Source organism: Corynebacterium sp. HMSC22B11 (assembly GCF_001815965.1).
Taxonomy (GTDB): domain Bacteria; phylum Actinomycetota; class Actinomycetes; order Mycobacteriales; family Mycobacteriaceae; genus Corynebacterium.
Genome location: NZ_KV823470.1, coordinates 30,932 through 53,391, shown reverse-complemented (window position 1 = coordinate 53,391; position 22,460 = coordinate 30,932). Strand labels below are relative to the sequence as shown.

The 22,460-nt window shown below is 64.8% G+C and carries 18 protein-coding genes; 8 read left to right on the top strand and 10 right to left on the bottom strand.

The window, feature by feature from the left end:
• Positions 1-152 precede the first annotated feature (152 nt).
• The 4 genes from HMPREF3088_RS00700 to HMPREF3088_RS00685 all read right to left on the bottom strand — a co-directional run bounded on the left by HMPREF3088_RS00700 (position 153) and on the right by HMPREF3088_RS00685 (position 5,750).
• The gene (locus HMPREF3088_RS00700) at positions 153-1,988 is read right to left on the bottom strand and encodes an AMP-dependent synthetase/ligase (RefSeq protein ID WP_070757812.1); all 1,836 of its coding nucleotides are present in this window, start codon (positions 1,986-1,988) and stop codon (positions 153-155) included.
• A gap of 236 nt (positions 1,989-2,224) precedes the next feature.
• Positions 2,225-2,512 carry a hypothetical protein gene (locus tag HMPREF3088_RS00695; RefSeq protein ID WP_070757636.1) on the bottom strand — a complete coding sequence of 96 codons (288 nt, stop codon included), beginning with the start codon at positions 2,510-2,512 and terminating at the stop codon, positions 2,225-2,227.
• Between the two features lie 35 nt (positions 2,513-2,547).
• Positions 2,548-4,719, bottom strand: coding sequence for a M3 family metallopeptidase (locus HMPREF3088_RS00690; RefSeq protein ID WP_070757634.1), 2,172 nt, complete (start codon positions 4,717-4,719; stop codon positions 2,548-2,550).
• 62 nt (positions 4,720-4,781) lie between these two features.
• Positions 4,782-5,750 carry an ABC transporter substrate-binding protein gene (locus HMPREF3088_RS00685; RefSeq protein ID WP_246817965.1) on the bottom strand — a complete coding sequence of 323 codons (969 nt, stop codon included), beginning with the start codon at positions 5,748-5,750 and terminating at the stop codon, positions 4,782-4,784.
• A 177-nt stretch (positions 5,751-5,927) separates the two neighbouring features.
• On the opposite strand from HMPREF3088_RS00685, the gene HMPREF3088_RS00680 reads away from it, so the two are divergent.
• Positions 5,928-7,229 carry a MalY/PatB family protein gene (locus tag HMPREF3088_RS00680; RefSeq protein ID WP_070757632.1) on the top strand — a complete coding sequence of 434 codons (1,302 nt, stop codon included), beginning with the start codon at positions 5,928-5,930 and terminating at the stop codon, positions 7,227-7,229.
• Between the two features lie 71 nt (positions 7,230-7,300).
• The gene (locus HMPREF3088_RS00675; protein WP_070757630.1) at positions 7,301-9,196 is read left to right on the top strand and encodes an ABC transporter ATP-binding protein; all 1,896 of its coding nucleotides are present in this window, start codon (positions 7,301-7,303) and stop codon (positions 9,194-9,196) included.
• Positions 9,197-9,331: 135 nt separating this feature from the next.
• On the opposite strand, the gene HMPREF3088_RS10040 is transcribed toward HMPREF3088_RS00675, so the two are convergent.
• Together HMPREF3088_RS10040 and HMPREF3088_RS00670 are read right to left on the bottom strand one after the other, a co-directional pair.
• The gene (locus HMPREF3088_RS10040) at positions 9,332-9,505 is read right to left on the bottom strand and encodes a CsbD family protein (RefSeq protein WP_083317280.1); all 174 of its coding nucleotides are present in this window, start codon (positions 9,503-9,505) and stop codon (positions 9,332-9,334) included.
• A gap of 77 nt (positions 9,506-9,582) precedes the next feature.
• Complete coding sequence (locus HMPREF3088_RS00670) at positions 9,583-10,434, bottom strand: 3-hydroxybutyryl-CoA dehydrogenase (RefSeq protein ID WP_070757628.1); 852 nt, start codon at positions 10,432-10,434, stop codon at positions 9,583-9,585.
• A gap of 148 nt (positions 10,435-10,582) precedes the next feature.
• Between HMPREF3088_RS00670 and HMPREF3088_RS00665 the strand changes: the two genes are divergently transcribed.
• Positions 10,583-13,174 carry a DEAD/DEAH box helicase gene (locus HMPREF3088_RS00665; RefSeq protein WP_070757808.1) on the top strand — a complete coding sequence of 864 codons (2,592 nt, stop codon included), beginning with the start codon at positions 10,583-10,585 and terminating at the stop codon, positions 13,172-13,174.
• A gap of 78 nt (positions 13,175-13,252) precedes the next feature.
• Here HMPREF3088_RS00665 and HMPREF3088_RS00660 read toward each other — a convergent pair whose 3' ends face one another.
• From HMPREF3088_RS00660 to HMPREF3088_RS00650, 3 genes are all read right to left on the bottom strand, one after another.
• Positions 13,253-14,185: a hypothetical protein gene (locus tag HMPREF3088_RS00660; RefSeq protein ID WP_070757625.1), complete on the bottom strand. Its 933-nt coding sequence runs from the start codon at positions 14,183-14,185 to the stop codon at positions 13,253-13,255.
• 65 nt (positions 14,186-14,250) lie between these two features.
• On the bottom strand, positions 14,251-15,021 hold the full coding sequence (locus HMPREF3088_RS00655) for a serine hydrolase (protein WP_070757623.1): 771 nt from the start codon (positions 15,019-15,021) through the stop codon (positions 14,251-14,253).
• Between the two features lie 152 nt (positions 15,022-15,173).
• Complete coding sequence (locus HMPREF3088_RS00650; protein ID WP_070757621.1) at positions 15,174-15,803, bottom strand: phosphoprotein phosphatase; 630 nt, start codon at positions 15,801-15,803, stop codon at positions 15,174-15,176.
• 148 nt (positions 15,804-15,951) lie between these two features.
• Between HMPREF3088_RS00650 and HMPREF3088_RS00645 the strand changes: the two genes are divergently transcribed.
• Together HMPREF3088_RS00645 and HMPREF3088_RS00640 are read left to right on the top strand one after the other, a co-directional pair.
• Positions 15,952-16,917, top strand: coding sequence for a bile acid:sodium symporter family protein (locus HMPREF3088_RS00645; RefSeq protein ID WP_070757620.1), 966 nt, complete (start codon positions 15,952-15,954; stop codon positions 16,915-16,917).
• 21 nt (positions 16,918-16,938) lie between these two features.
• Positions 16,939-17,868 carry an NADP-dependent oxidoreductase gene (locus HMPREF3088_RS00640; RefSeq protein ID WP_246817964.1) on the top strand — a complete coding sequence of 310 codons (930 nt, stop codon included), beginning with the start codon at positions 16,939-16,941 and terminating at the stop codon, positions 17,866-17,868.
• 327 nt (positions 17,869-18,195) lie between these two features.
• Here the strand turns inward: HMPREF3088_RS00640 and lepA are convergent, their stop codons facing one another.
• The gene (lepA, locus tag HMPREF3088_RS00635) at positions 18,196-20,049 is read right to left on the bottom strand and encodes a translation elongation factor 4 (RefSeq protein WP_070757616.1); all 1,854 of its coding nucleotides are present in this window, start codon (positions 20,047-20,049) and stop codon (positions 18,196-18,198) included.
• 272 nt (positions 20,050-20,321) lie between these two features.
• Here lepA and HMPREF3088_RS00630 point away from each other — a divergent pair, with 272 nt between their 5' ends.
• From HMPREF3088_RS00630 to HMPREF3088_RS00620, 3 genes are all read left to right on the top strand, one after another.
• Positions 20,322-20,771, top strand: coding sequence for a type II toxin-antitoxin system PemK/MazF family toxin (locus tag HMPREF3088_RS00630; RefSeq protein ID WP_246817963.1), 450 nt, complete (start codon positions 20,322-20,324; stop codon positions 20,769-20,771).
• 176 nt (positions 20,772-20,947) lie between these two features.
• Positions 20,948-21,211, top strand: a complete 264-nt coding sequence (rpsT, locus tag HMPREF3088_RS00625; RefSeq protein ID WP_012360603.1) for a 30S ribosomal protein S20 — start codon at positions 20,948-20,950, stop codon at positions 21,209-21,211.
• Positions 21,212-21,368: 157 nt separating this feature from the next.
• The gene (locus tag HMPREF3088_RS00620; RefSeq protein WP_070757612.1) at positions 21,369-22,397 is read left to right on the top strand and encodes an ADP-ribosylglycohydrolase family protein; all 1,029 of its coding nucleotides are present in this window, start codon (positions 21,369-21,371) and stop codon (positions 22,395-22,397) included.
• Positions 22,398-22,460: the final 63 nt, after the last annotated feature.

Sequence of the window (22,460 nt, the reverse complement as noted above, 5' to 3'; positions counted from 1 at the left end):
TTTCCCTGTAGGGCGGCGCATAAAAGGCTGTACCCGCATCACATTATGTGAGTGATGCGGGTACGTCCGGGAGGCTTGGCCGTGTCCCGGGATTTATGTGAGCTTTCGGCTCCCGGCGCCACCCGGCGGGGCGGCGATGGAGAGCCGGGCAGCTACTTCTCGGAGTAGATCCAGGCGATGTCGTCGGCGAAGTTCTTCTCCACCATGAAGCGCTTGAGCTTCATCGACGGAGTGACCTCGCCGCGCTCCTCCTCGAAATCGCGGTGAACGATGCGGAACTTCTTGATCCCTTCCGCGTGGGAGACCGACTGGTTGGCCTCGTTGATCGCGTCCTGAACCTCGCCACGCAGGTTCGCATTCTTCGCCAGCTCGCGAATAGAGGTGCCAGCGGAGATACCGTGGCGGGCCTTCCACCCCTCCACCGCATCCTCATCCAGGGAGATCAGCGCGCCGATGAACTTCTGGTCATCGCCCACGACCATGGCCTGGGAGATCAGCGGGGCGGAGCGCAGGATGTCCTCCAGCGGACCCGGGGAGACGTTCTTGCCGCCAGCGGTGACGAGGATTTCCTTCTTTCGGCCGGTGATGCGCAGGTGGCCGGTCGGCAGCAGGGCACCCAGGTCGCCGGTGGCATAGAAGCCGTCCTCGTCGAAGGCCTCCTTGGTGGCCTCCTCGTTATTCCAGTAGCCACCGAAGACGACGTCGCCCTTGAGCAGGATCTCGCCATCGTCGGCGATGCGGACGGTGTTGCCACCGACGGGGCGGCCCACGGTGCCGATGATGTTATCCGGCTCGAAGTTCACGGTGATGGCGGCGGTGGACTCGGTCAGTCCGTAGCCCTCGTAGATGTACACGCCGACGCCGCGGAAGAAGTGCATGAGCTCCGTGTTGAGTGCCGAGCCGCCAGAGATGGCGTACTCCAGCTCCCCGCCCATAGCCTCGCGAACCTTGGAGTAGATCAGCTTGTCGAAGATGGCGTGGCTGGTCTTCAGGGCAAAGCTCGGCCCCTGCGGGGTGTCCAGCGCCTTGGAGTACTCCACGGCGATCTTCTCGGCGCGTTCGAAGAGCTTCTCGCCGACCTTGGATCCATCGGAGGCCTTGGCGCGCATCCCCGCGTGAACCTTCTCGAAGACACGCGGCACGCCCAGGATCAGGTTCGGGTTGGAGCGCTGGAACTCAGTGACCAGGGTGCCGAAATCCGACCAGTGGGTCTGGGTGCAGCCGGTGATGAGCAGCAGGTAGGACACCGCGCGGGAGAGCACGTGGGCCAGTGGCAGGAAGGTCACCGCGCTCTTGCCCGGCATGCCCAGCCGGCCGATCGGGTGGGTTTCCAGACCGCGGGCCTCGCTGAGCCAGTTGGAGTGCAGCACCATGCAGCCCTTGGGCCGGCCGGTGGTACCGGAGGTGTAGACGATGGAGCAGACATCGCTGGTCCGCACGTCAGCGATGCGGGCCTCGACCTCGTCCTGGGAGATCTTCTTATCGCGGCCGTCGTTGATGAGGATGTCGACGGCGCCGCGGTTGAAGCCCAGCACCCGGGTCAGTGGTTCCTTCTCGGTGGGGGTGCCGTCCTCAGGGATGAAGTTCTCGAGGCGCTCGCAGTGCTCCTGGGTCTCACCGACGGCAAAGCTGGCGCCGGAGTCCTGCACGATCCAAGCGCACTGGGAGGTCGAGGAGGAGGGGTAGATCGGCACGGAGATCGCGCCAGCCGCCTGGATCGCCAGGTCGAGCAGCGACCACTCGTAGCGGGTTTCCGACATGATGACGACGCGGTCCTTGGCCTTCACCCCATTGGCGATGAGACCGCGGGCGACGGCGTAAACCTCGTCGAGGAACTGGGTGGTGGTGACATCCTCCCAGTCGAAGTTCTTGGGGCGACTGAAGGAAACCACGCTTGGGTGATCTTTCTGCAGGTCACGCAGCGCGGTCAGAATCGTCTCGTTCTCGCCGATGGTATACAGCGGTTCTGAGGTGTATTCCGTCCTCATCATTCTCCTTTGTGGACCGTAGCTCAGTAATAGATTTCGCTACAGCTATAAAAACACACATAAGTGGTGTAGATCACTAAAACGCCGATTTTCCCGAGTAGCGCATCTTTGCGGGCCTCCCCCACCGCCGAGGGGTGAGGACCTTAGAGGACGTTAGTCGCGAGCCACGCCACGAGAAGGAGCACGAGCAGCAGGGCAAGGGCCTGCCGAACCTTCGAATGGTGCTTCATGGTTTCCTACACACTCTCCTGTTCACCGCCGCGCCCATCCTCGGCGCTGGCGCCACCCTCTGGCTGAGCACCCGAGGATTGCTGGGCATGCCCCGGGGTCGCAGATTTTTCAACCTGCGCTGCCAGCAGCTTCACGCTCTCCGGCCCCAGGACCTCGGCTTCCTCAGCGCTGCGCGGGATGATCCCCCACAGCACTTTGTTGAGCAGCCAGGAGGTGCCCCCGGCGAAGGCAAGCAGGAATGCCACCACCACCGGAGCCTGGATCCATACCGAGGCGTTGATCAGCCAATTCATGTTCTCTCTACCGAGAATCTACTCGTTGCGGACGCTTAGCCGTTAACCGCACCGGCCAGACCGCGGCGGCGCAGCAGTGGTTCGACGCTGCGCTGGCGGCCACGGAACATCCAGAATGCATCCTCGTAGTCGATAGTCGCACCGCGCGAGAGGATCATGCGGCGGAAGCGTTCCCCAGCGAAGCGGACGTCGTCCGGATCGATCTCGTCAGCATCTGCACCGCTGGTCGTCGCCCCATCGTCAGCGTCCAACGCAGCCTCCCGGGCGGCCCCGGTGTCGACGAAGGCCTGGAAACCATCGGCGTCCAGCACCTCCGCCCAGAGGTAAGACCAGTAGTCCGCCGAGTAGCCGCCGGCGAAGATGTGATTGAAGTAGGCGGAGCGGTAGCGCGGGGCGATCTTATCCGCGATATCAATGCCAGCCTCCTCGAGCGCGCGGCGCTCGAAGGCGGCGATGTCCGTGACCTGGGCAGCCTCGTCTTCGGTGAGCTGGTGCCAGGCCAGGTCCACCACGCAGGCGGCGACGTACTCGGTGGTGGCGAATCCCTCGCCCCACTGCGCCTGCTTCTGGACGGCGGCGGCCAGCTCGGCGGGCAACACCTCGCCGGTATCCACGTGCTTGGCGTAATTGGCCAGAATCTCCGGCTGGAGGGCCCAGTTCTCGTTGATCTGGGAGGGGAACTCCACGAAGTCGCGCGGCACGGAGGTGCCGGACAGGCTCGGGTAGCGAACCTCGGAGAGCAACCCGTGCAGGGCGTGGCCGAACTCGTGGAAGACGGTGGCCACCTCGTCGAGGCTGAGCAGCGCCCGCCCCACCTCGCCCGGCGCGAGTTCGGCCGGCTTAGCCACATTGAGGACATTGACGACGACCGGCTTGGTTCCCAGCAGGTCGGACTGATCCACGAAGCTGCTCATCCACGCGCCTCCCCGCTTGGTCGGGCGGGCGTACATGTCCGTGATGATCAGGCCGATGCCCTCCCCGGGGGTCGCTCCCGGGTAGCTGCTGTCCGCACCTTCGCGGACCTCCCAGACCAGGGCCTCCGGGTGGTAGCCCTCGAGGTCTGCGCGGCGGACAACCTCGATGCCATAGAGGCGCTGGGCGGCGTAGAAGGCGCCGTCGATGAGGACCTGGTCCAGTGGGAAGTAGCTGCGCAGCTCCTCCTCGTCGACCGAGAGCTCCTCCTGCTTCAGCTGGGCGGACCAGTAGGCCCAGTCCGCGCCCGTCAGCTCCGGGTTCTCCTCGCCGGCAGCACCGGCGGAGACAGCCTGCTTGTCCAGCAGTCGCTTGTACTCGCCGTGGGCGTTGCTCACCGCGGCGGGAATCACCTGGTTCAAAAGCCCCTTGACGGCATCGACGGAACCGGCGGTTTCCTCCTCCGCCACGAAGTCCGCGTGGGAGGCGTAGCCCAGGAGCGCTGCGCGGCGGGCGCGGAGGCGGGCGATCTCCTTGAGGGTCTCATCGTTGGCTGCGGCAGCCCGCTGCAAGGAGGCCTCGTAAACCCGGCGGCGGACCTCCGGATTCTCGAGGGACTCCAGGATGGGCTGCACGCTGGGCAGGCCGAGCCGGATAAGCCAGCCTTCCTTGCCGGCCTCCTTCGCATCAGCGGCCAGCACCTCGCGGGTGGCCTCACTGAGGCCGGCGAGCTCCGACTCCTCGGTAATCAACACGGCGGAGGCCTCGGTCTGCTCCTGCAGGACGCGGCCGAAGCGAGTGGATAGCTCGGCGAGGCTCTCGTCGATCTGCTTGAGCTCATCCCGCTGCTCCGGGGCGAGTTCCGCCCCACCCCGGCGGAACTTGCGGCGCCAGTAGGCCATGAGCGCAGCCTCCTCGCTCCCCTCCTCAATCTGAGTGTTCTCGTCGACCCGCTTGATGCGCTCCCACAGGGCCTCATTGAGGTAGAGCTCAGAGAAGTGCTTCGCCAGTGGCGGGGAGACCGCCTCCTCAACGTCACGAATCTCCGGGGTGGCCATCGTGCCGGCATAGTTGAAGATCACCGCGAGCACGCGGTCGAGCATCCGCCCGGAGGTCTCGAGCGCCTCCAGGGTGTTCTCCCAGGTCGGCTCCTCGGGGTTCCCCGCGATGGCGGCAATCTCTGCGGCGTGATCATCCACAGCGGTGAAGAAGGCCGGAACGAGTTCGCTGACCTCGACGTTGGCGAAGTCCGGCAGCTCGTAGGGAAGGCTGGAAGGCGTGTCGAAATCTAACATGCGCTCCAGTGTAGCGACCCGCCCAGACACGACCGTGGGGCCGGTGGGCGGGCGCCTAGGAGCTAGTCGTCCTTGGAGACTTCCTTGGCGATGATCTCCAGCGGCTCGATGGAGCGCACGGACGGGTCCAGGCCAACGCCCGGGACGACGATGAACTTGTTCTCGCGCACCGCCTTCATGTTCTTGGTCGCAGGCTCGCGCTTGAGCTCGTCAATCTTCTCCTGCGCGGTATCCATCGGCAGGCCACGGCCGGAGAGGTCAGCGACGACGATGTAGTCCGGGTCTTTCTCCGCGAAAGCCTCCCAACTGACCTCGTTGCGGGCCTCCTTGAGGTCCTCGAAGACGTTGGTCGAGCCGGTAAGCTTCGCGATGTCGTTGGAGATGCCATAGCGGCCGTCGACCCACGGGGCGGCGTCGTTGATGTTGAAGAGGAAGGCGAGGGACTTGCCGGAGTTCACATCCGCCTTATCGACGGCCTCCTGTGTCTGGTCGATCAGCTTCTTAGCCTCGTCTTCTGCGCCGAGGATCTGGCCCAGCTGCTCGTAGTCCTTCTGGAGGTTCTCGAAGCCGGTCGTACCATCCGCCGGGCAGTCGGTATTCGAGACGAAGGTGCGCACCCCGTTATCTGCCCAGAACTCGCGGGTGCCGGTGAGGCTTTCGACGAAGCTGCCGCGCTGGGTGGCGACGATGAAGTCCGGGTCCACGTCAAGCACCTGTTCCGCGGTCGCGACGGTCTTGTTCAGCACCGGAATGCTGTCATAGGCCTCCTGCCACTTCGGCTGGACCTTGTCGCGCAGGGAGCTGGTGCCGACCATCTTGTCCTTCTGGCCCAGCTCGAAGAGATTTTCGGTGGTGGCCTGGCGCAGGGTGACGATGCGCTCCGGCTTTTCCTCGATCGAGATCTCCATGCCGCAGTTGTCGATCGTGCGCCCACCCTGGGCAGCGGTATCCTCCTCCGAGCACGCGACAAGGCCTGCCGCCAGGGTCACGCCGACGATGCCTGCGCCGATCCGCAGAGTTTTATTCTTCATATTGACCTTCCTTCATCAGTCACGGGAGGGATAGTCACCGGGCCACGACAGGCAGGTCGCTTCCCTACCCACCTCTCAATCTGGCGTTCAATAGAAACTCATCCTAGCTAACCACCCACGCCCGGAACATAGACAGAGTTGTCTATACCCCCCAACCAGGTGCGTACACTGTTGCCCATGACTAGCCACAACTCCAGCACACTCGAACTGCCCACACTGGCGGAACTGCGCCGCCGCGGAACGAAGAAGTGGCGCGGCTACCCGGATGACGTCATCCCCATGTGGGTCGCGGAGTCTGACTTCCACACCTGCCCCGCCGTTGCCCACGCCATCCAGGACTGCGTGGACCGCGAATACTTCGGCTACTCCGCTGACGACGTGGAGCTGCGGGAAGCGCTCGCCGGCTTCTACGAGCGCCGCTTCGGCTGGAGCTTCTCCCCCGACTGGGTTCGCTCTGTCCCCGACGTGGTCACGGGCGTGAAAATCGCCGTCGAGGAACTCACCCCCGCTGGCTCCGCGATCGTGCTGCCCGTGCCCGCCTATAACCCCTTCTTCGAGATTCCCGGCGTCACCGGTCGGCCTGCAATCGAGGTCGCCATGACTCCGGAGGGCCGCTTCGACCTCGCAGCCCTGGAGGAGGCCTTCGCATCCGGCACCGCAACCACCCGCGGGCGCGTCGTCGTCGAAAAGGGGGCGGGAAACAACAGGCAAGCGGAAGAGGAAAACTCAACTGCGCCGGCCGGGGCGCTGATCCTGTGTAATCCTTATAACCCGCTCGGCCGGGTGTTCAGCAAGGAGGAACTGCGCGACGTCGTGGAGCTGGCGGCGAAGTACGACGTGCGGGTCATCTCCGACGAGATCCACGCCCCCATCGTCTATCCGGGACACCAGCACACCCCGGCCGCCTCGGTCAGCGAGATCGCGGCAGAGAACACCATCACGGTCACCGCCACGTCGAAGGGGTGGAACACCGCCGGCCTCCGGTGCGCCCAAATGATCCTGAGCTCCCCGCGCGACCGCGAGATCATGGCCGGAGTGCACAAGCTGCGCACCGGGGAGGCATCCACCATCGGGATCGCCGCCGCGACCGCCGCCTACCGCGACGAGTCCGGCTGGCTGGAGGAACAGATCGACTACCTCAGCGGCAACCTCGACCTGCTCGAACGCCGCCTGCCCGAGATCCTGCCCGGCGCGACATTCCATCGCCCGGAGGGGACCTACCTGCTGTGGGTGGATGTCCGCGACGTCCCGGGGCTGGGTGCGACCACGGGCGCGGACAGCGAAACGTCGACGGATCCGGCGGGACCAACAGATCCAGCGGAGCAGATCCTTCAGCGGGCGAAGGTGGCCTTTAACACGGGTGCCATCTACGGCGCCGGTGGGGCCGGACACCTGCGGATCAACTTCGCGACCTCGCGGGAGATTCTCACTCAGGCGTTGGATCGGATCGCTGCGGCGAGCTTCGGAGAGAGCGCTTAAGACTTGTCTGCCCTCTTAGCTAGGCTTCTTGGTTGTTAGACCTCAAGCCCAACGAAGGAGCACCCGAGTACATGATTGCCGCTTTCGGCAGGATCCTGCGGTCCACGAAGGAGCTCATGCCCTTCTACGTGATCGTGATGATCTCGAGCATCCTCACCGCCGGCCTGGCTCTGGCCGCACCATTCCTGGTGAAGAACGCCACCGACACGATCGTGGCCTCGGTACAGGGCGAGCTCTCCCGCGACACCGCGCTGCAGACCGTGATCTGGCTGGCGGTGGCCCTGCTCGGGGTGGAGCTGGCCAATAACCTGGTGCGCAACATCGGCGGCTGGTTCGGTGACGTGATGGCCACCCGAATGCGGCAGATCCTCTCCAACCGCTACTTCGCGAAGCTGCTCAGCTTGCCGCAGAGCTACTACGACAAGCAGGTCACGGGCACCATCATCTCGCGGCTGGACCGCTCGATCCTGGGGCTGACCCAGTTCCTGCAGTCCTTCGCCAATAACTTCTTCTCGATGCTGCTGACGGTGGCGATGATCCTGGTCATCACCGCGATCTACTACTGGCCACTGGCCCTGCTACTGGCCATCATCTTCCCGATGTACCTGTGGCTCACCGCGCTGACGAGCCGGAAGTGGATCGTCTGGGAGAAGGAGAAAAACGAACACATCGATACCGCCCAGGGCCGGTTCGCTGAGGTCATCGGGCAGGTGAAGGTGGTCAAGTCCTTCGTCACGGAGCTGCGCGAGCTGCGTATCTTCCAGAAGCACTTCGACGACACCGTGCAGATCACCCGCGTGCAGTCCCGCTACTGGCACATGATGGACATCTTCCGCATGGGCGGGATGAACATCATCTTCTTCGCCATCTACCTCACCCTGTTCTGGCAGACGATCAACGGGCGCTTCACGCTCGGCGATATGGTTCTGCTGCTGCAGCTGGTAGTCATGGCCCGCCAGCCGGCCAGCATGATGAGCTGGCTGGTGGACACCGCCCAGCGCGCCGCCGCCGGTTCCCGCGAGTACTTCGAGGCAATGGAGGAACTGGAGGAGCCGACGACGGCCCCCGCCCTGCGGGACGCTTCCCGGCCGGGAGGCAGCATGCTCGTCGACCAGGAGACCGTGGACGCCGCGCTCGTCCCGCAGCTCTCCGCCCCGGAGTCCGGGCCGGTGTTCGAGTTCCGGGACGTGGACTTCGAGTACCTGCCCGGCGAGCCTGTCATCCACGATGTGAGCTTCAGCGCCCAGCGGGGCCAGACGGTGGCGCTGGTCGGCGAGTCCGGCGGCGGGAAGTCCACCCTGGTGAACCTCCTGCTGGGCCTGTACCAGCCCACTGCTGGGACGCTCACCGTCTGCGGTAAGGACGTCTCGACGTTGACCAGCGCGGAACTACGATCCTCGGTGGGCGTGGTCTTCCAGGAGCCGGCGCTATTCTCCGGCACGATCCGGGAGAACATCGCCTACGCCACCCCGGATGCCAGCCAGGCGGAGATCGAGGACGCCGCCAAGCGCGCAAATGCGCACGAGTTCATCATGGGCTTCACCGATGGCTACGACACGGTCATCGGCGAGCGGGGCCTGCGGCTTTCCGGTGGCCAGAAACAGCGCATCGCGGTGGCCCGCGCGATGTTGAAGGACGCACCCGTACTGGTACTGGATGAGGCCACCTCCGCACTGGATACCAAGGCCGAGCGCGTGGTCCAGGCAGGCCTGGAGCAGCTGATGGAGGGACGCACCACGCTGGTCATCGCCCACCGGCTATCCACGATCGCAAACGTGGACACCATCGTCACCCTGGACGAGGGCCGCGTCGACGAGGTTGGCTCCCCCGCGGAGCTGGCGACCTCCGGGGGCATCTATTCCGAACTGCTGAAGCTCACGGGCTCGACCTCGGCGGCCGACCGCGAGCGGTTGAAGCGCTTCGGCTTCTGGGAGGGCGATCCGGAGGAGGAGCCCACGGAAGGCTAAGAACCCGGGCTCGCCCCGGGCCCAGGCGACGCGACGACAAGAAAGGCTCCCACCGGAAAACCGGTTGGGAGCCTCAAAAATTTTCGGCTTAAGCGCCGGGGCTCACGCCCAGGGGCTTAAACGAGGGAAAATTCTTTACTTGTCGGTCGCGTCGTTGAAGGCCTCAGCAGCCTTGTCCTTGACCTCGTTAGCCTTGTCCTGCAGATCGGACTTAGCCTGATCGATCTTGCCCTCAGCCTTGGTGGACTCGTCGCCCGTTGCGTCGCCGAAAGCTTCCTTTGCCTTGCCCTTGATGTCGTCGATAGACATGTGCTTCCTCCTAGAAGTTGGAATGTTCCGTTGCCCCTCCCACGATACAGAAAAACCGCGGGCGGCGGAGATAGTTTTTAGTACTCGTAGAAGCCCTTGCCGGACTTGCGGCCGAAGTGGCCGGCCTGCACCATGCGGCGCAGCAGCGGCGGGCAGGAGTAGGTCGGGTCGCCGAACTCCTCGAACATGACGTCCGCGATGAAGGCACAAGTGTCGAGACCAACCATGTCGGCCAGGGTCAGCGGGCCCATCGGGTGCGCGGCGCCCAGCTTCATGCCGGTGTCGATGTCTTCTGCGGTGGCCACGCCCTGCTCCACCATGCGGATCGCGGAGAGCATGTACGGCACCAGCAGGAAGTTCACGATGAAGCCGGAACGGTCCTTCGCACGGATGGCGGTCTTGCCCATCTTCTCGGTCGCGAAGGTCTGCGCCTTCTCCACGGCTTCCTCAGAGGTGGTCAGCGCCGGGATGACCTCCACGAGAGGCAGAACCGGAACCGGGTTGAAGAAGTGCAGGCCGAGCACGCGCTCCGGGTTCTTCGTCGCCGAGGCGATGGTTTGGATCGGCAGCGACGAGGTGTTGGAGCACAGCGGCGCGGTCTTGTCTTCGACGATCTCGTCGAGCTGCGCGAAGACGTCCTTCTTGATCTTCTCGTTCTCGACGATGGCCTCCATGACCATCTCGCGGTCCGCGAAGTCCTCCAGGTTGGTGGTGTAGCTCAGACGGGACAGGGTGGCGTCCCGGTCCTCTGCGGAGAGCTTCCCGCGCTCCACCGCCTTATCCAGGGACTTCTCGATTCGCGCCTGGCCGGCGTCGACGGCCTCCTGCTTCAGCTCCCAGACGAGGACGTCCGCGCCAGACTTCGCAGCAACCTCTGCGATTCCAGCTCCCATGAGTCCTGCTCCGACGATGCCTACTCGCTGCACCATGTGAAACCTCCGTTTTGTCGGTAGATAGTTATATTTTCCAGCATAGTGACGCAGGCTACATTTCGCCGTCATTTTCCCCTCTCCGTCGCCACTCCCCTCGCCTCATTTCGCCCGGTCTGCCGACACGGGCGTTGATAGGATGTTCGGCGTGAATATCGGCGGCCAAGAAGTCACGGTCCAACGCATCGATTCGCTCATTGACGGGCTCATCGACGTGCGTTTCCACTGGGAGGCCACCACCGAGCGGGTCAACCGGCTCCGCGAGGGCGGCCCCGCCCCCACTCTTTGTTCCGAGAACTCCGCCCGCCTCTTCGGCTTTGGCCAGAATCTCAGCACGGCCGCCTTCCTGCGAACCCTCGCACCAGGCCAAGCCCCGAGCATTCCCTGGAACGAGCTCAACTCCTCGCTGCAGACCGTCGGCGCGATCCCGAGCCGCGACGAGCTTGAAGCGCAGCGTCCTGAGCTGAAGAAGCTCGCCGAGTACCGGGGCCTGCGCCGCCTGTTCCGTTCCCGTCCGCAGGCTCAGATCGACACGTACCACATGTACGCTGCCATCGACAGCGCCACTGTTCACTCCGTGCTAACCGGTGTGGATGCTGCCCTGGGTTCCACGGATCGCGGCCAGTTCTTGGGTATCGATCTCGCGACAATGCGCCCGGCGATCACCTCCGAACTGGAAAAGCTCACCGGATGGGAGGTGCACTGGCACCAGCCCGAGGAGATCGATGTCCACCGGCAAGCACTCGCGCGGCTGGCGGAAGTCGAAGCCACCGAGAAATCACTGTTGGCCGAAGTCGAGAGCCAGCAGCGATCCCTGAAGACCAAGCTCGCGGACGCGGAGCTAAGGCAGACCGACATCCAGATCCTCGACCAACTCACGCCATCGACGTCCCTGCGCTTAGGCCCCCTGCAACACCTGAATCTCCTGGACATCGAGGCCGCCACCGTCAGTGACCTCACCCGATACGACGGCGTGGGGGAACAGACCGCTCGGCAGGCCATCGCCGCGGCGAAGCGCTACGCCGCCGAAATGCGTGCGGACCAGCCCGCGGTGATCGACTACCGGGATAAGGGCCCCTCCACCGCCTACGTCCGGGCACTGGCTGAGCTGCTCCAGTTCCGCGAGCAGCGACGCGAGGCGAATCTCGCGGGCCCGTTCCTGGCGCTGCCGGAGGGCATCGACGCCTCCGCGCAAGGTGTCAGCGACTACGCGCTGGCCCGCCCGGCCGATGGTCCGCGTCTGATCACGCAGGCGGAGCTGACGAGGATTCCGGCCAGAGGCACCCCGCTGTCTGCAGAGCAGGCGTGGAATCTCTACGCCATCCGCGCGGCCGAATTTCACGCCTTCGGCGATGACAAGTCCGCCACCGCCGTGCCGGAGGACATCGCCAAATCCATCGAGGAGATCACTCTCCGTGGCGTGCTGCACGCGAGCTTGCGTGGCTACCAGGACTTCGGGGCAAGGTATGCGCTTGCCCAGCGCAAGGTCCTGATCGGAGATGAAATGGGCCTGGGTAAAACCATGCAAGCCCTCGCGGTATTCGCCCACCTCGCCACCCGCGGCGAGAAGCACTTTGTGGTGATCTGCCCACCCAGCCTGCGCATCAACTGGGAACGAGAGATCAAAAAGTTCACGGATCTTGAACCCCACCTCATCGCCGGGCCTTACAAAGATGCCGCCTACGAGACCTTCAGCAACCGGGGCGGGGTCGCCATCGTGGGGTTCCCCGAGGTGCGCGGGGACTCCACAATCATGACCGGTGACCTTAAATTCGGCGCGCTCGTCGTCGACGAGGCGCACCGGGCAAAGAACCCCAAGTCCAAGCAAGCCCAGGGAGTGCAGCAACTCACCGCACGGACGGACGTCGTTACCTACCTTTCCGGCACCCCGCTGGAGAACCGGGTGTCGGAGATGGAGACGCTGCTGGGCTACCTCGACCCAGAGCTCGAGCCCAAGCTCGAAAAGGCACGCAGGAGCGCTCGTGAGTTCCGCAAGGTCGTCGCGCGCCGCTACCTGCGCCGCAACCAGAGCGACGTCCTCGCCGAGCTGCCCCCGCTGACCGAAACGGAGGAATGGATCGAGGCGCGGGAGTCAGACCGCGAGAAGTACAACGAGGCCGTCGAAGCGGGCAACTTCATGCAGATGCGGCAGAGCTTCAGCGGGCCGGGGTCGGCGAAGATGGAACGCTTCGCCGAGCTGCTCACCGATGGTCTGGACGACGATAAGACGATCGTGTTCACGTACTTCCGCGGCGTGCTCGATCACCTCATGGGTAGCCTCGGCGACCGGGCATTCGGCCCGATCGCGGGCGGGGTGAGCCACCAGGAACGCCAGCAGGCAGTGGATGATTTCACGGCAGCTGAGCCTGGCGCGGTGCTCGTCGCTCAGATCAATGCCGCCAGCGAAGGGCTCAATATCCAGGCGGCGAACCACGTGGTTCTCATCGAGCCGCAGCTCAATCCGGCGGTCGAGGCGCAGGCCATCGCACGCGCCCACCGCATGGGCCAGATCAACCCCGTGGAGGTACACCGGCTGCTCACTCCGGATTCCGTGGAGGAGCAACTGCATCTGCTGCTGGCAACTAAGCGGGAACTGTTCGATTCCTATGCCCGGGACTCGGTGGCCGCCCAGCAGAATCCGGAGGCCATGGATATCACTGACCAGCAGGTCATGAGCGAGGTGCTCGCCGCCGAGAAGGAGCGGATCAAGGAACTCCGGGGTGAAACCCCGACCCTCTAGGTCGCCCTAGGCCTGGTTCAACTTCTCAAGCCTGCGTCGGCGGGCGCACAGCAACAGCCCGCGGGCTGGCGCTGGGTGTTAGCCCAGCTGGTTGATCAGCTCGTCGGCGCGATTGCGCAGGTCCTGTTCGAGCTGGCTTGTGTCGGGCAGCTGAATGCCGCCAGTGCCATTGCCTGGGTTATTCCCCTCCGGTGCTGGGTTAGGATCCCCGCCCGGCTGCTGCGTACCCGAGTCCTGGTTGTCGCGGCCGCCGAGGCGATTGCGCAGATCATCCAGGCTGGGGCCGCGACTCGGCTCCTGCGTCTCCGGCGCTTCGGTGCTCGGCTCGGTGGTGACGGTGGTGGTTGTGGTCGTCGAGCTCGAGGTCTTGTCGTCCGCCGACTCGTCGGAGCGGTTATTCCACCACATGAACCCGCCGATCAGCAGGGCGATGACCAGCAGGATTCCCAGGATGGGCCCCACTGGGGTGCGCCGCTTGCCCTGGCCATTCTGCCCTTGGGCTCCGCCGCTGAACTGGGGGTTGCCGTGCTGCTGTGGCTGGCGCGGCGGGTAGCCATTCGGCGGCTGCTGATAGCCCTGCTGTGGGCCTGGCCCTTGCGGTCCGGGGTAGCCGGCACCGTAGCCCGGTGGTGGGCCCTGCTGGTACTGGGGTGGCCCCTGCTGGTACTGGGGCTGACCGTGGCGATACTGGGGAGGCTGCCCGTTCTGGTAGTCCGGTTGACCAGCCGCCCCATGCGGCGGATACTGCTCGGCCCCGTAACCTGCGCTGCCGGCGACCCCGTCCGGCAGGTATTGGGTGTCGAATTGATCGGCGACAGCGTCATCGGCCCTGTGAGCCGGACCCTGCCCCGGGTGAATGATGCGCGTCTCGTCTTCGGCCCCGCCAGAGTCCCCGCCGGTTGCGCCGTTGGTGTCGTTACTTTCGGCGCGGGGGAAGATTGAGGTCTCTGCCTCGTCGTCCTCATAGTTCCAGTTCGGACGGCCGGTGCCGTTGTCGCGATTGTTGCTCACGGTCTGTTTCCTCCTTCAAGGGAAGAACCCTTTTCTTGGGGAACCAGTCTAGGTGATTTAGGCGACTACCAGGAGTGCGGGCGGGCGGATTTCACATCCGCCGTCTGCTTAGCTGGCCCACCCCAGGTGAAGGCAGCGGCGGTGTAATTCGCGCCGTAGCTGGCGGAGCTCACCGCGGTCTGGCCGTAATCGGACCAGCCCCACTTGGTGCCTTCGGCGCCCGGTAGCTGCGCGGTGCCCCAGTTCTGGCGGGTGCCGTCGCTGGCCACGGGGGCCGCCGTGCCCATCCAGAACAGGACCGGGGAGTTGGGGGTGTGCTTGCGCAGGTTATCGAGGAAGACCGCGGCATCCGTCGCGCTCGTCAGCGAGGTGCCCCACTTATCCCCCGCCACGGTGCTCCACAGGCCATAGCGCTGGGCGGTCTTGGTGATCGCCTCCGGGTACTTCTTATAGAGCTGGTTGGCGGCGTCGTCGTCGGAGATGCGCAGCATCTTCTGGGTGAGGTACCAATCGCGGCCGGACTTATCCCCGGACTTCAGGACGTAGTCCGCGATATACATCTTCATCACGGACAGCCCGGGGCGCGGTTCGTCGGCGTTGCCGGTCTTCGCGATCCCCTTCGGGGTGACGACGGCCATCGTGGTCTCGGCGGGCACGTTGGTGATGTACTTGCCCAGGTCTTCGGACGTCGCGGGCCACGCGGCGAGCGCTTCCTGCTTCGCCGCGTTCGTTGCGCCAACCGGTCCAGCGACGGCGGAGACAGCAAGGCCCGCACCGAGGAGTACGGCAGCGAGCGAGCGTGCCGGTGTCGCGGCAGTGCGGATATTGAACTTCACTGTCTTCCCACCTTTCAACGTCCAGGGGTGCCCGAAGCAGGAGAAATGCAGCTGAGGGCACGAGGTTTTCGGATTAACCCTACCTTAGAGCCCTCTCAGAGCAACGCAGCCCAGCCAATTTTGTTCAGCACAGGGATTGGAAATCTCGGCACTTAGGCCCTCCCGGAGGCCATGAGGGTTTCCATGAGCTCCTCCTTGACCACCGGCTTGAACCCCCAAGGATCGACGCCGACGTCGACCTGGCCGACCCCGGTGATGGGGGTCGGCGAGTGAAGGTGGCCGTGCAGCATCCAGGGCACATCCAGGCGCAGCTCGTCGTGGCGGGAACCACCCGGGATATGGTCCTGGCCGGGGCGCGGGAAGTGGTTGAGCCACACCGTGTGCCCCTCCCAGAGGAGGTTTTGCATCGACTGCACGGAGTCGAAGACCTCCAGGAAGCGGGGCTGGCGCAAGTAGGCGTGCGTGTGCAGCGGATGGGTCGAGTCGTGGTTTCCGCTCACCAGGTGGAGGTAGACCCGCGGCATGTCATCCGCCTTCAGTGCCGCCTGGATCTTGTCGAGTGCTGCCTCTTCTTGCGGTTCCCAGCCGCTGGAGATATCTCCGAGGATCCACAGGTGATCCCCCTCTTGCAGGGCTTCGCGAAGGTTGCCTAGCAGCGTGGCGTCGTGCCGGGCGACCCCGGCCTCGTCCTCGCCGAAACCCCTAATGCCGGACACCAAGGGGTGCCCAAGATGCAGATCGCTCGTGAACCAGGTCGTGGATCCTTCTCCGCCGGTCAACATCGCGCACACCTCCCTTAATCCTCACGCGCGCTGCGCCCGCCGGGCTGACGGCCGCGCTCTGTTGAACACTTTCGCTCCAGCTTAGCCATACTCAGCACAAAACCGCCCCGTTTCACACTTTGGGAACTTAATCCCATATAGTGGGTTTATGACACAGCACGACAACCCCACGAACACCACCACCGTGGACGCCGAAGAGCGCTCGGCACGTATCGCCGTCTTCGCTTTCCCGGCGTTCATCTTGGCTGGCTCTGCCCTGGCCTTCTTCTCCCCGGGCACCTTCACCCCGCTGGCCCCGCACGTCTCCACGATGATCGCCATCATCATGCTGTGCATGGGGCTCACGCTGACCCTGCCGGACTTCAAGGAGATCCTGCGCCGCCCCTGGCCGATCTTCATCGGCGTCGTCGCCCAGTTCATCATCATGCCGCTGGGCGCGGTCGCGGTCGCCAAGCTGCTGGGGCTCAACCCGATGCTCGCCATCGGCCTGCTGATGCTGGGCTCCGTCCCCGGCGGCACCACCTCCAACGTGGTCGCCTACCTCGCGAAGGGCGACGTCGCCCTCTCCGTCGCCATGACTTCCGTGTCGACGATCCTGTCCCCCATCGCCACCCCGATCATCATGCTGCTGCTCGCCGGTGAGGAGACCCCGGTCGACGGCGCGAACATGGCCTGGTCCCTGGTCCAGACGGTGCTGCTGCCCGTCGTCGGCGGCCTGGTCATCCGCGTGATCTTCGACCGCTTCGTCACCGCGCTGCTGCCGATCCTGCCGTGGCTGTCCATCATCGCCATCGGTGGAGTGGTCTTCCCCGCTGTCGCGAAGTCCTCCGACACCCTCGCCCAGGTCGGCCTGCTCACCCTCATCGCGGTGATCCTGCACAACGCCATCGGCTACGGCCTGGGCTTCCTGGCAGCCAAGGTCTTCGGTTACCCACAGGCCGTCGCCCGCACCACCTCCATCGAGGTCGCCACCCAGTCCGCAGGCCTGTCCTCCGCGATGTCGGGCAAGTACTGGAGCCCCGAGGCTGCTATCCCGGGCGCGATCGCCGCGGTCTGGCACAACATCTCCGGGGCTCTGTTCGCTTTCCCCATGCGCCGCTTCGCCAAGAACTAGCGGACCCCTACCATGGGGTTCATGCGCATCTTCGGCTTTGAATCCTTCGGCGGCCCCGATGTCACCCGCTTCCTTGACGTCGCCGACCTCACCTGGCAGCCCGGCAGCGTGCTGATCCGCCCCACGGCGATCAGCTTGAACCCCGGCGACATTAAAGTGCGGAATGGCCAGCGCCAGGGTTCCTTCCCGGTCTCTTTCCCCATGGCCATGGGCCGCGAGGCCGCCGGCACCGTCGTGCAGGCCGACCCTTCTACCGGTTTCTCACCAGGTGATCGCGTCTTCGGCTCGGCTTTCTCCGGCACTGGTGCTGCGAGCGATGCTCTTGTTCTTTTGGACGCCACCTCGACCGCAGCTATCCCCAGCGGTGTAGAGGCCACGGATGCCACCTGCCTCCCCGCGGCTGCCGGGACCGCCTACGACGCTTTGGCAGAACTGCACGACCTGGAGACTTGGCCGGATGAGGGCGCCCGTCTGCTGGTGATCGGCGCAGGTGGCGGTGTGGGCACGCATGCCCTGCAGTTAGCGCGGCATTTCGACATTGAGGTCATCGGCATTGCCAGTGCTCGCAAGAAGGCGCTGGTAGAGCGCCTGGGGGCGCGGTTTATGGACACCGCGGAGCTAGGCAAGACCGGTTCCCACGTCACCGTTCCACCAGTGGACGGCATCCTGGATCTAGTCGGCGGCGAGGTCTTGGAGGGGCTGGCGCACCTTGCACCAGAGGGCGCGATCCGCAGCGCCGCAGACAAGCAGCTGGCCGCCCGCCTGGGTGGCAGTGGCATCACTCGAATCCGCACCCAAGAGCGTTTCGCGGAGCTCGCCCGCTTGGTCGCGGACGGCGCGATGCGCCCGGTGATCGGCAGAGAGCTACCTTTCAGCGCCGCCGCCGAGGGCTACCAGGAGGTCGAGTCGGGCCACGCGCTGGGAAAGGTTGTTCTCACTGTGAATGACTAGCGGAAGCGCTAGGCTTCTCCATTAATACGAATCTTTGCTTTGCTTAAGGGCATTTTCATGAAGCGCATGCCTGCCCTAGTCCTACTCACCGTCGCCGCGATGGGATTAAGCGCCTGCGGATCTGAAGATTCCAACGATGCCGCCGACTCAGGCAGTGCCGCCAACGCCTCTGCACAGCAGGATTCGGCAGCTAAGGATCACAAAGCCCGCTTGCCCTCCCGGCGCGTGAGCCCACGGGTTCATGCGCACAACCCAGAGCAGCTGAAATACACAACGACCCGGCGACGCCAAATTTGGCGGCCGGGTCGTCGTCATAAAGGAAGGAAGTTAGTCCTCACCCCCGGTGGACAGGGCGGCGACGAAGGCCTCCTGCGGCACCGAGACGGTACCGATGTTCTTCATGCGCTTCTTACCTTCCTTCTGCTTCTCCAGCAGCTTGCGCTTACGCGAGATGTCACCGCCGTAGCACTTCGCGAGGACGTCCTTGCGAAGCGCGCGGATGTTCTCACGCGCGATGATCTTCGAGCCGATGGCGGCCTGAATCGGCACCTCGAACTGCTGGCGCGGAATCAGATCCTTGAGCTTCACGGCCATCTTGTTGCCGTAGTAGTGAGCATTCTCGCGGTGCACGATCGCGCTGAACGCATCCACCGGCTCACCCTGCAGCAGGATATCCACCTTCACCAGGTCCGCCTGCTCCTCGCCGGCCTCCTCGTAGTTCAGGGAGGCATAGCCCTTGGTGCGGGACTTCAGGGAATCGAAGAAGTCGAAGATGATCTCGCCCAGCGGGATGCGGTAGCGCAGCTCCACGCGGTCCTGCGAGAGGAAGTCCATGTTCTTCATCTGGCCGCGCTTGGACTGGCACAGCTCCATGGTCCCGCCCAGGAAGGTCTCCGGCACGATGATCGTCATATCCACCATCGGCTCGTAGACCGCCTGCATCTTGCCGCCCGGCCAGTCGGACGGGTTGCGCACGAAGGTCTCGGTGCCGTCCTCCTGGATCACGCGGTAGACCACGGACGGGGCGGTGGAGATCAGATCCAGGCCGAACTCCCGCTCCAGGCGGGTGCGGGTGATCTCCATGTGCAGCAGACCCAGGAAGCCGCAGCGGAAACCGAAGCCCAGGGCGACGGAAGTCTCCGGCTCGAAGCTCAGGGAGGCGTCGTTCAGCTGCAGCTTCTCGATGGCCTCGCGCAGCTCCGGGTACTGGTCGGCGGAGATCGGGAACAGACCCGAGTAAACCATCGGCTTCGGCTCCGCGTAGCCCTGCAGCGGCTCGGTCGCGCCGTTGTGCGCGAGGGTGACGGTATCGCCGACCTTGGACTGGCGGACGTCCTTCACACCGGTGATGAGATAGCCCACCTCGCCCACGCTGAGGCCCTTGGTCTTCGTCGGTCCCGGGGAGACGACGCCGATCTCGAGGGTGTCGTGCTCCGTGCCGGTGGACATCATCTTGTTCTTCTCGCGGTCGTTCAGGCGACCGTCCATCATGCGGACGTAGGTCACCACGCCGCGGTAGGTGTCGTAGACCGAGTCGAAGATCAGCGCGCGTGCCGGCGCATCCGGGTCGCCCACCGGGTGCGGGACGAGCTCGCAGACCCGGTCCAGCAGCTCCGGCACGCCCTCGCCCGTCTTGCCCGAGACGCGCAGGACCTCCTCCGGCTCGCAGCCGATGATGTTCGCCAGCTCCTGGGAGTACTTCTCCGGGTCGGCCGCCGGGAGGTCGATCTTGTTCAGGACCGGGATGATCTCCAAGTCCTTATCCATCGCGAGGTAGAGGTTCGCCAGGGTCTGGGCCTCAATACCCTGGGCCGCATCGACCAACAGGATCGCGCCCTCACAGGCCTCGAGGGCGCGGGAGACCTCGTAAGTGAAGTCCACGTGGCCCGGGGTATCGATGAGCTGGAGGACCAGCTGCTCGCCCTCGTGCTCACCGGACTTCGGCACCCACGGGATGCGCACGTTCTGCGCCTTAATGGTGATGCCGCGCTCCCGCTCCAGCTCCATATTGTCCAGGTAGCGGTCGCGCATATCGCGGTGCTCGATGACGCCGGAGAGGTCGAGGATGCGGTCCGCCAGCGTCGACTTCCCGTGGTCGATGTGCGCGATGATGCAGAAGTTTCGGATCCGCTCGGGCTCCGTAAACGTCTCGATGGCGTAGTTCTTCTGCTTGGCGCTCATGCCGTACTCCTCGACTCTCCTTCAAGCCACTTCTCCCCAGCACCGTGCGGGGGTAAATCGCTATCCAAACCCTACTATGTTCCGCGGATTGTGCACTATCGTCGCGCCTCGTTCCGCACGCCCCGCCTACCGGGCGCGATAAGATCAGCGCTATGCCCCTTTTCGACAGGACGCCACCGCAACCGAAGCAGCAGGACCGGCCCGGCCGGATCACCCGGCTGCTCAACCGGCACTTCCGGCACTACGGAAATCTGGCCGAAGGGCTCGAGCTATTGAACTCCGAGCTGGGGCTCACGGAATCCGCGAGCGTGCGCTACGTGCCGCCCGAGCCCACCGTGAAGACACCCACGCACGTGCATGCGCGCGCCACGATCTATGCGCCGGACATGGACGGTCAGGCGGACCCCGGTGAGGTGGTGTGGGCAGACATCCGCCCCAACCGTGGGGCCGAGATCCAACGACGCGCCGTCCTCATCGTCGGACGCAACCACCACACGTTGCTGACCCTGCTGATCTCGTCGAACGAAGAGCACCGCAACCACGACAACTGGACCGCGATCGGGCCGGGCGCGTGGGACATGAACCGCAGCGAAAGCTGGGTGCGCCTCGACAAGATCCTCGAGATTCCGGAGTCACAGATCCTGCGGCGCGGGCTGCACATGCCGGAACGGCGTTACGACCGCATTGCCCAGCGGCTCCGCGAGGACTACGGCTGGCACTAGGCCGGTTAGGTTCTACGCCAACCAGCTGCTAAAATCCCTCGAGTTCCCCATGGCGGATTCGGGCCACCGGCCGCACGGCGCAGGACCTTGGGCATCGTGTGAGAGAACGTCGTTGGACACACTCGGCCACCATGGTTTTCACGAACACTGATTTTTAAGGAAGAGGTAGCCAGCACATGGCAAACATCAAGCAGACTAAGAAGCGCGTTCTCACCAACGAGATCGCACGTCAGCGCAACAAGGCAGTCCGCTCCCGTCTGCGCACCGAGTCCCGCAAGTTCCACGCACTCGTGGAGGCCGGCGACAAGGATGCAGCCGAGAAGCAGATGCGCGTTGCTGCTCGTCTGTACGACAAGGCCGTCACCAAGGGCGTTCTGCACCGCAACAACGCGGCGAACAAGAAGTCCCGCATGGCCGCACACCTGAACGGCATGAAGTAAAGTACGCCGTTTCAGGGGGACCGCGCAGCGCGGGGGTTTCTCCGCCGCGGGGTTCCACTAGAGTACGAAGGGATCGGTTCTCCGGTCCCTTTTTGCTTTCCTGCGAAACCGCAATTTCGCACTCCTCTTTTTGAGAATCCAAGGAGCCACAAGTTCTATGAAGGAACGCTTCCGTTCGGCACTGTTCGGCACCGCGTTGGGGGACGCATGGGGCTTTCCTTATAACGCCGAGCCCCAGTCGGACAGCACCCCGCTGCCGGATCAGCTGAAGATCAGCGACGACACGCAGATGACGCTGGCGCTGACCGCCGCGATGCGGGCGATCGACGAGGGCGACATGGACCGCGACGAGGGCATGGAGACCATCGCCAGCCAGTTCATCGCGTACCGCCGGGACCCGGACTACCAGCGCTACCCGGGCGCGTCGAACACCGAGTCCCTGGACCGTCTGCTGGAACACGGCCCCAAGGAGTGGGACAAGGTATCCACCCACTCCCCTGGTTCGGGCGCGGTGCTGCGTTCCTCGGCCTCCGCGTTCCTCGGCCAGGGCGGCACCGGCGTGGGTTGGAGCGTGCTGCAGACCACGCTGACCCACGACTCCTGCCCGGCACGTGCGGCGGCAGCGGTCGTGGCCTGTGCGCTGCTCGCGGACCCGGGTTCGGATCTGCTCGACGTGGCCTCCGGGCTGGCGGGCGACCGGCATTTCGATGAGGACACGATCCTCACCGACCAGGAGAAGTCGGACATCATCGAGGACCTGGAGAACGCGCTCATCACGGACCTGCCGGGCCCGGATGTGCCGCTCATCGAGCTGGTCAACCGCGTGATCGAGGTACGCAAGGTGATCAGCCCCATGCTGGCCAACGGCGACTTCGAGGAGCTCTACCGCGATGCCCACAAGTTCCTGAAGATCCTGGGGCGCGGCTGGGGCGCGGGCTCCGCGACGGCCTCCGCGCTGCTCCTGGCGCAGCTTTACCTGGACAACGCCGAGCGCTACGCCCCGCAGGACTTCCTGCACGTCGCCGTGAGCTGGGAGGGCAACCGCAACTCCCGCGCCGCGCTGACGGGCGCGCTGATCGGCGCGCACCTGGGGGATACCCGCTGGGAGGCGACCCGCGATTACGACTTCGGATCCCGCTACGACCAGGCGATCCACTCCGGGGTCTGGGCCGGCTTCGGCGTCTAGTTTCCCCGCGTCGCGGGCTGCTCGCTCCCCGGGGGAGCGAGCGACACACCATGGGTCGCGGGG

Bases quoted from the DNA above. Each gene is read 5' to 3' on its own strand.
- HMPREF3088_RS00695 (WP_070757636.1), bottom strand. From the start codon at position 2,512: ATGAATTGGCTGATCAACGCCTCGGTATGGATCCAGGCTCCGGTGGTG.
- lepA (WP_070757616.1), bottom strand. From the start codon at position 20,049: ATGAGCGCCAAGCAGAAGAACTACGCCATCGAGACGTTTACGGAGCCC.
- HMPREF3088_RS00620 (WP_070757612.1), top strand. From the start codon at position 21,369: ATGAAGGAACGCTTCCGTTCGGCACTGTTCGGCACCGCGTTGGGGGAC.
- HMPREF3088_RS10040 (WP_083317280.1), bottom strand. From the start codon at position 9,505: ATGTCTATCGACGACATCAAGGGCAAGGCAAAGGAAGCTTTCGGCGAC.
- HMPREF3088_RS00640 (WP_246817964.1), top strand. From the start codon at position 16,939: ATGCGCATCTTCGGCTTTGAATCCTTCGGCGGCCCCGATGTCACCCGC.
- HMPREF3088_RS00675 (WP_070757630.1), top strand. From the start codon at position 7,301: ATGATTGCCGCTTTCGGCAGGATCCTGCGGTCCACGAAGGAGCTCATG.
- HMPREF3088_RS00670 (WP_070757628.1), bottom strand. From the start codon at position 10,434: ATGGTGCAGCGAGTAGGCATCGTCGGAGCAGGACTCATGGGAGCTGGA.
- HMPREF3088_RS00680 (WP_070757632.1), top strand. From the start codon at position 5,928: ATGACTAGCCACAACTCCAGCACACTCGAACTGCCCACACTGGCGGAA.
- rpsT (WP_012360603.1), top strand. From the start codon at position 20,948: ATGGCAAACATCAAGCAGACTAAGAAGCGCGTTCTCACCAACGAGATC.
- HMPREF3088_RS00685 (WP_246817965.1), bottom strand. From the start codon at position 5,750: ATGAAGAATAAAACTCTGCGGATCGGCGCAGGCATCGTCGGCGTGACC.
- HMPREF3088_RS00700 (WP_070757812.1), bottom strand. From the start codon at position 1,988: ATGAGGACGGAATACACCTCAGAACCGCTGTATACCATCGGCGAGAAC.
- HMPREF3088_RS00650 (WP_070757621.1), bottom strand. From the start codon at position 15,803: ATGTTGACCGGCGGAGAAGGATCCACGACCTGGTTCACGAGCGATCTG.
- HMPREF3088_RS00645 (WP_070757620.1), top strand. From the start codon at position 15,952: ATGACACAGCACGACAACCCCACGAACACCACCACCGTGGACGCCGAA.
- HMPREF3088_RS00690 (WP_070757634.1), bottom strand. From the start codon at position 4,719: ATGTTAGATTTCGACACGCCTTCCAGCCTTCCCTACGAGCTGCCGGAC.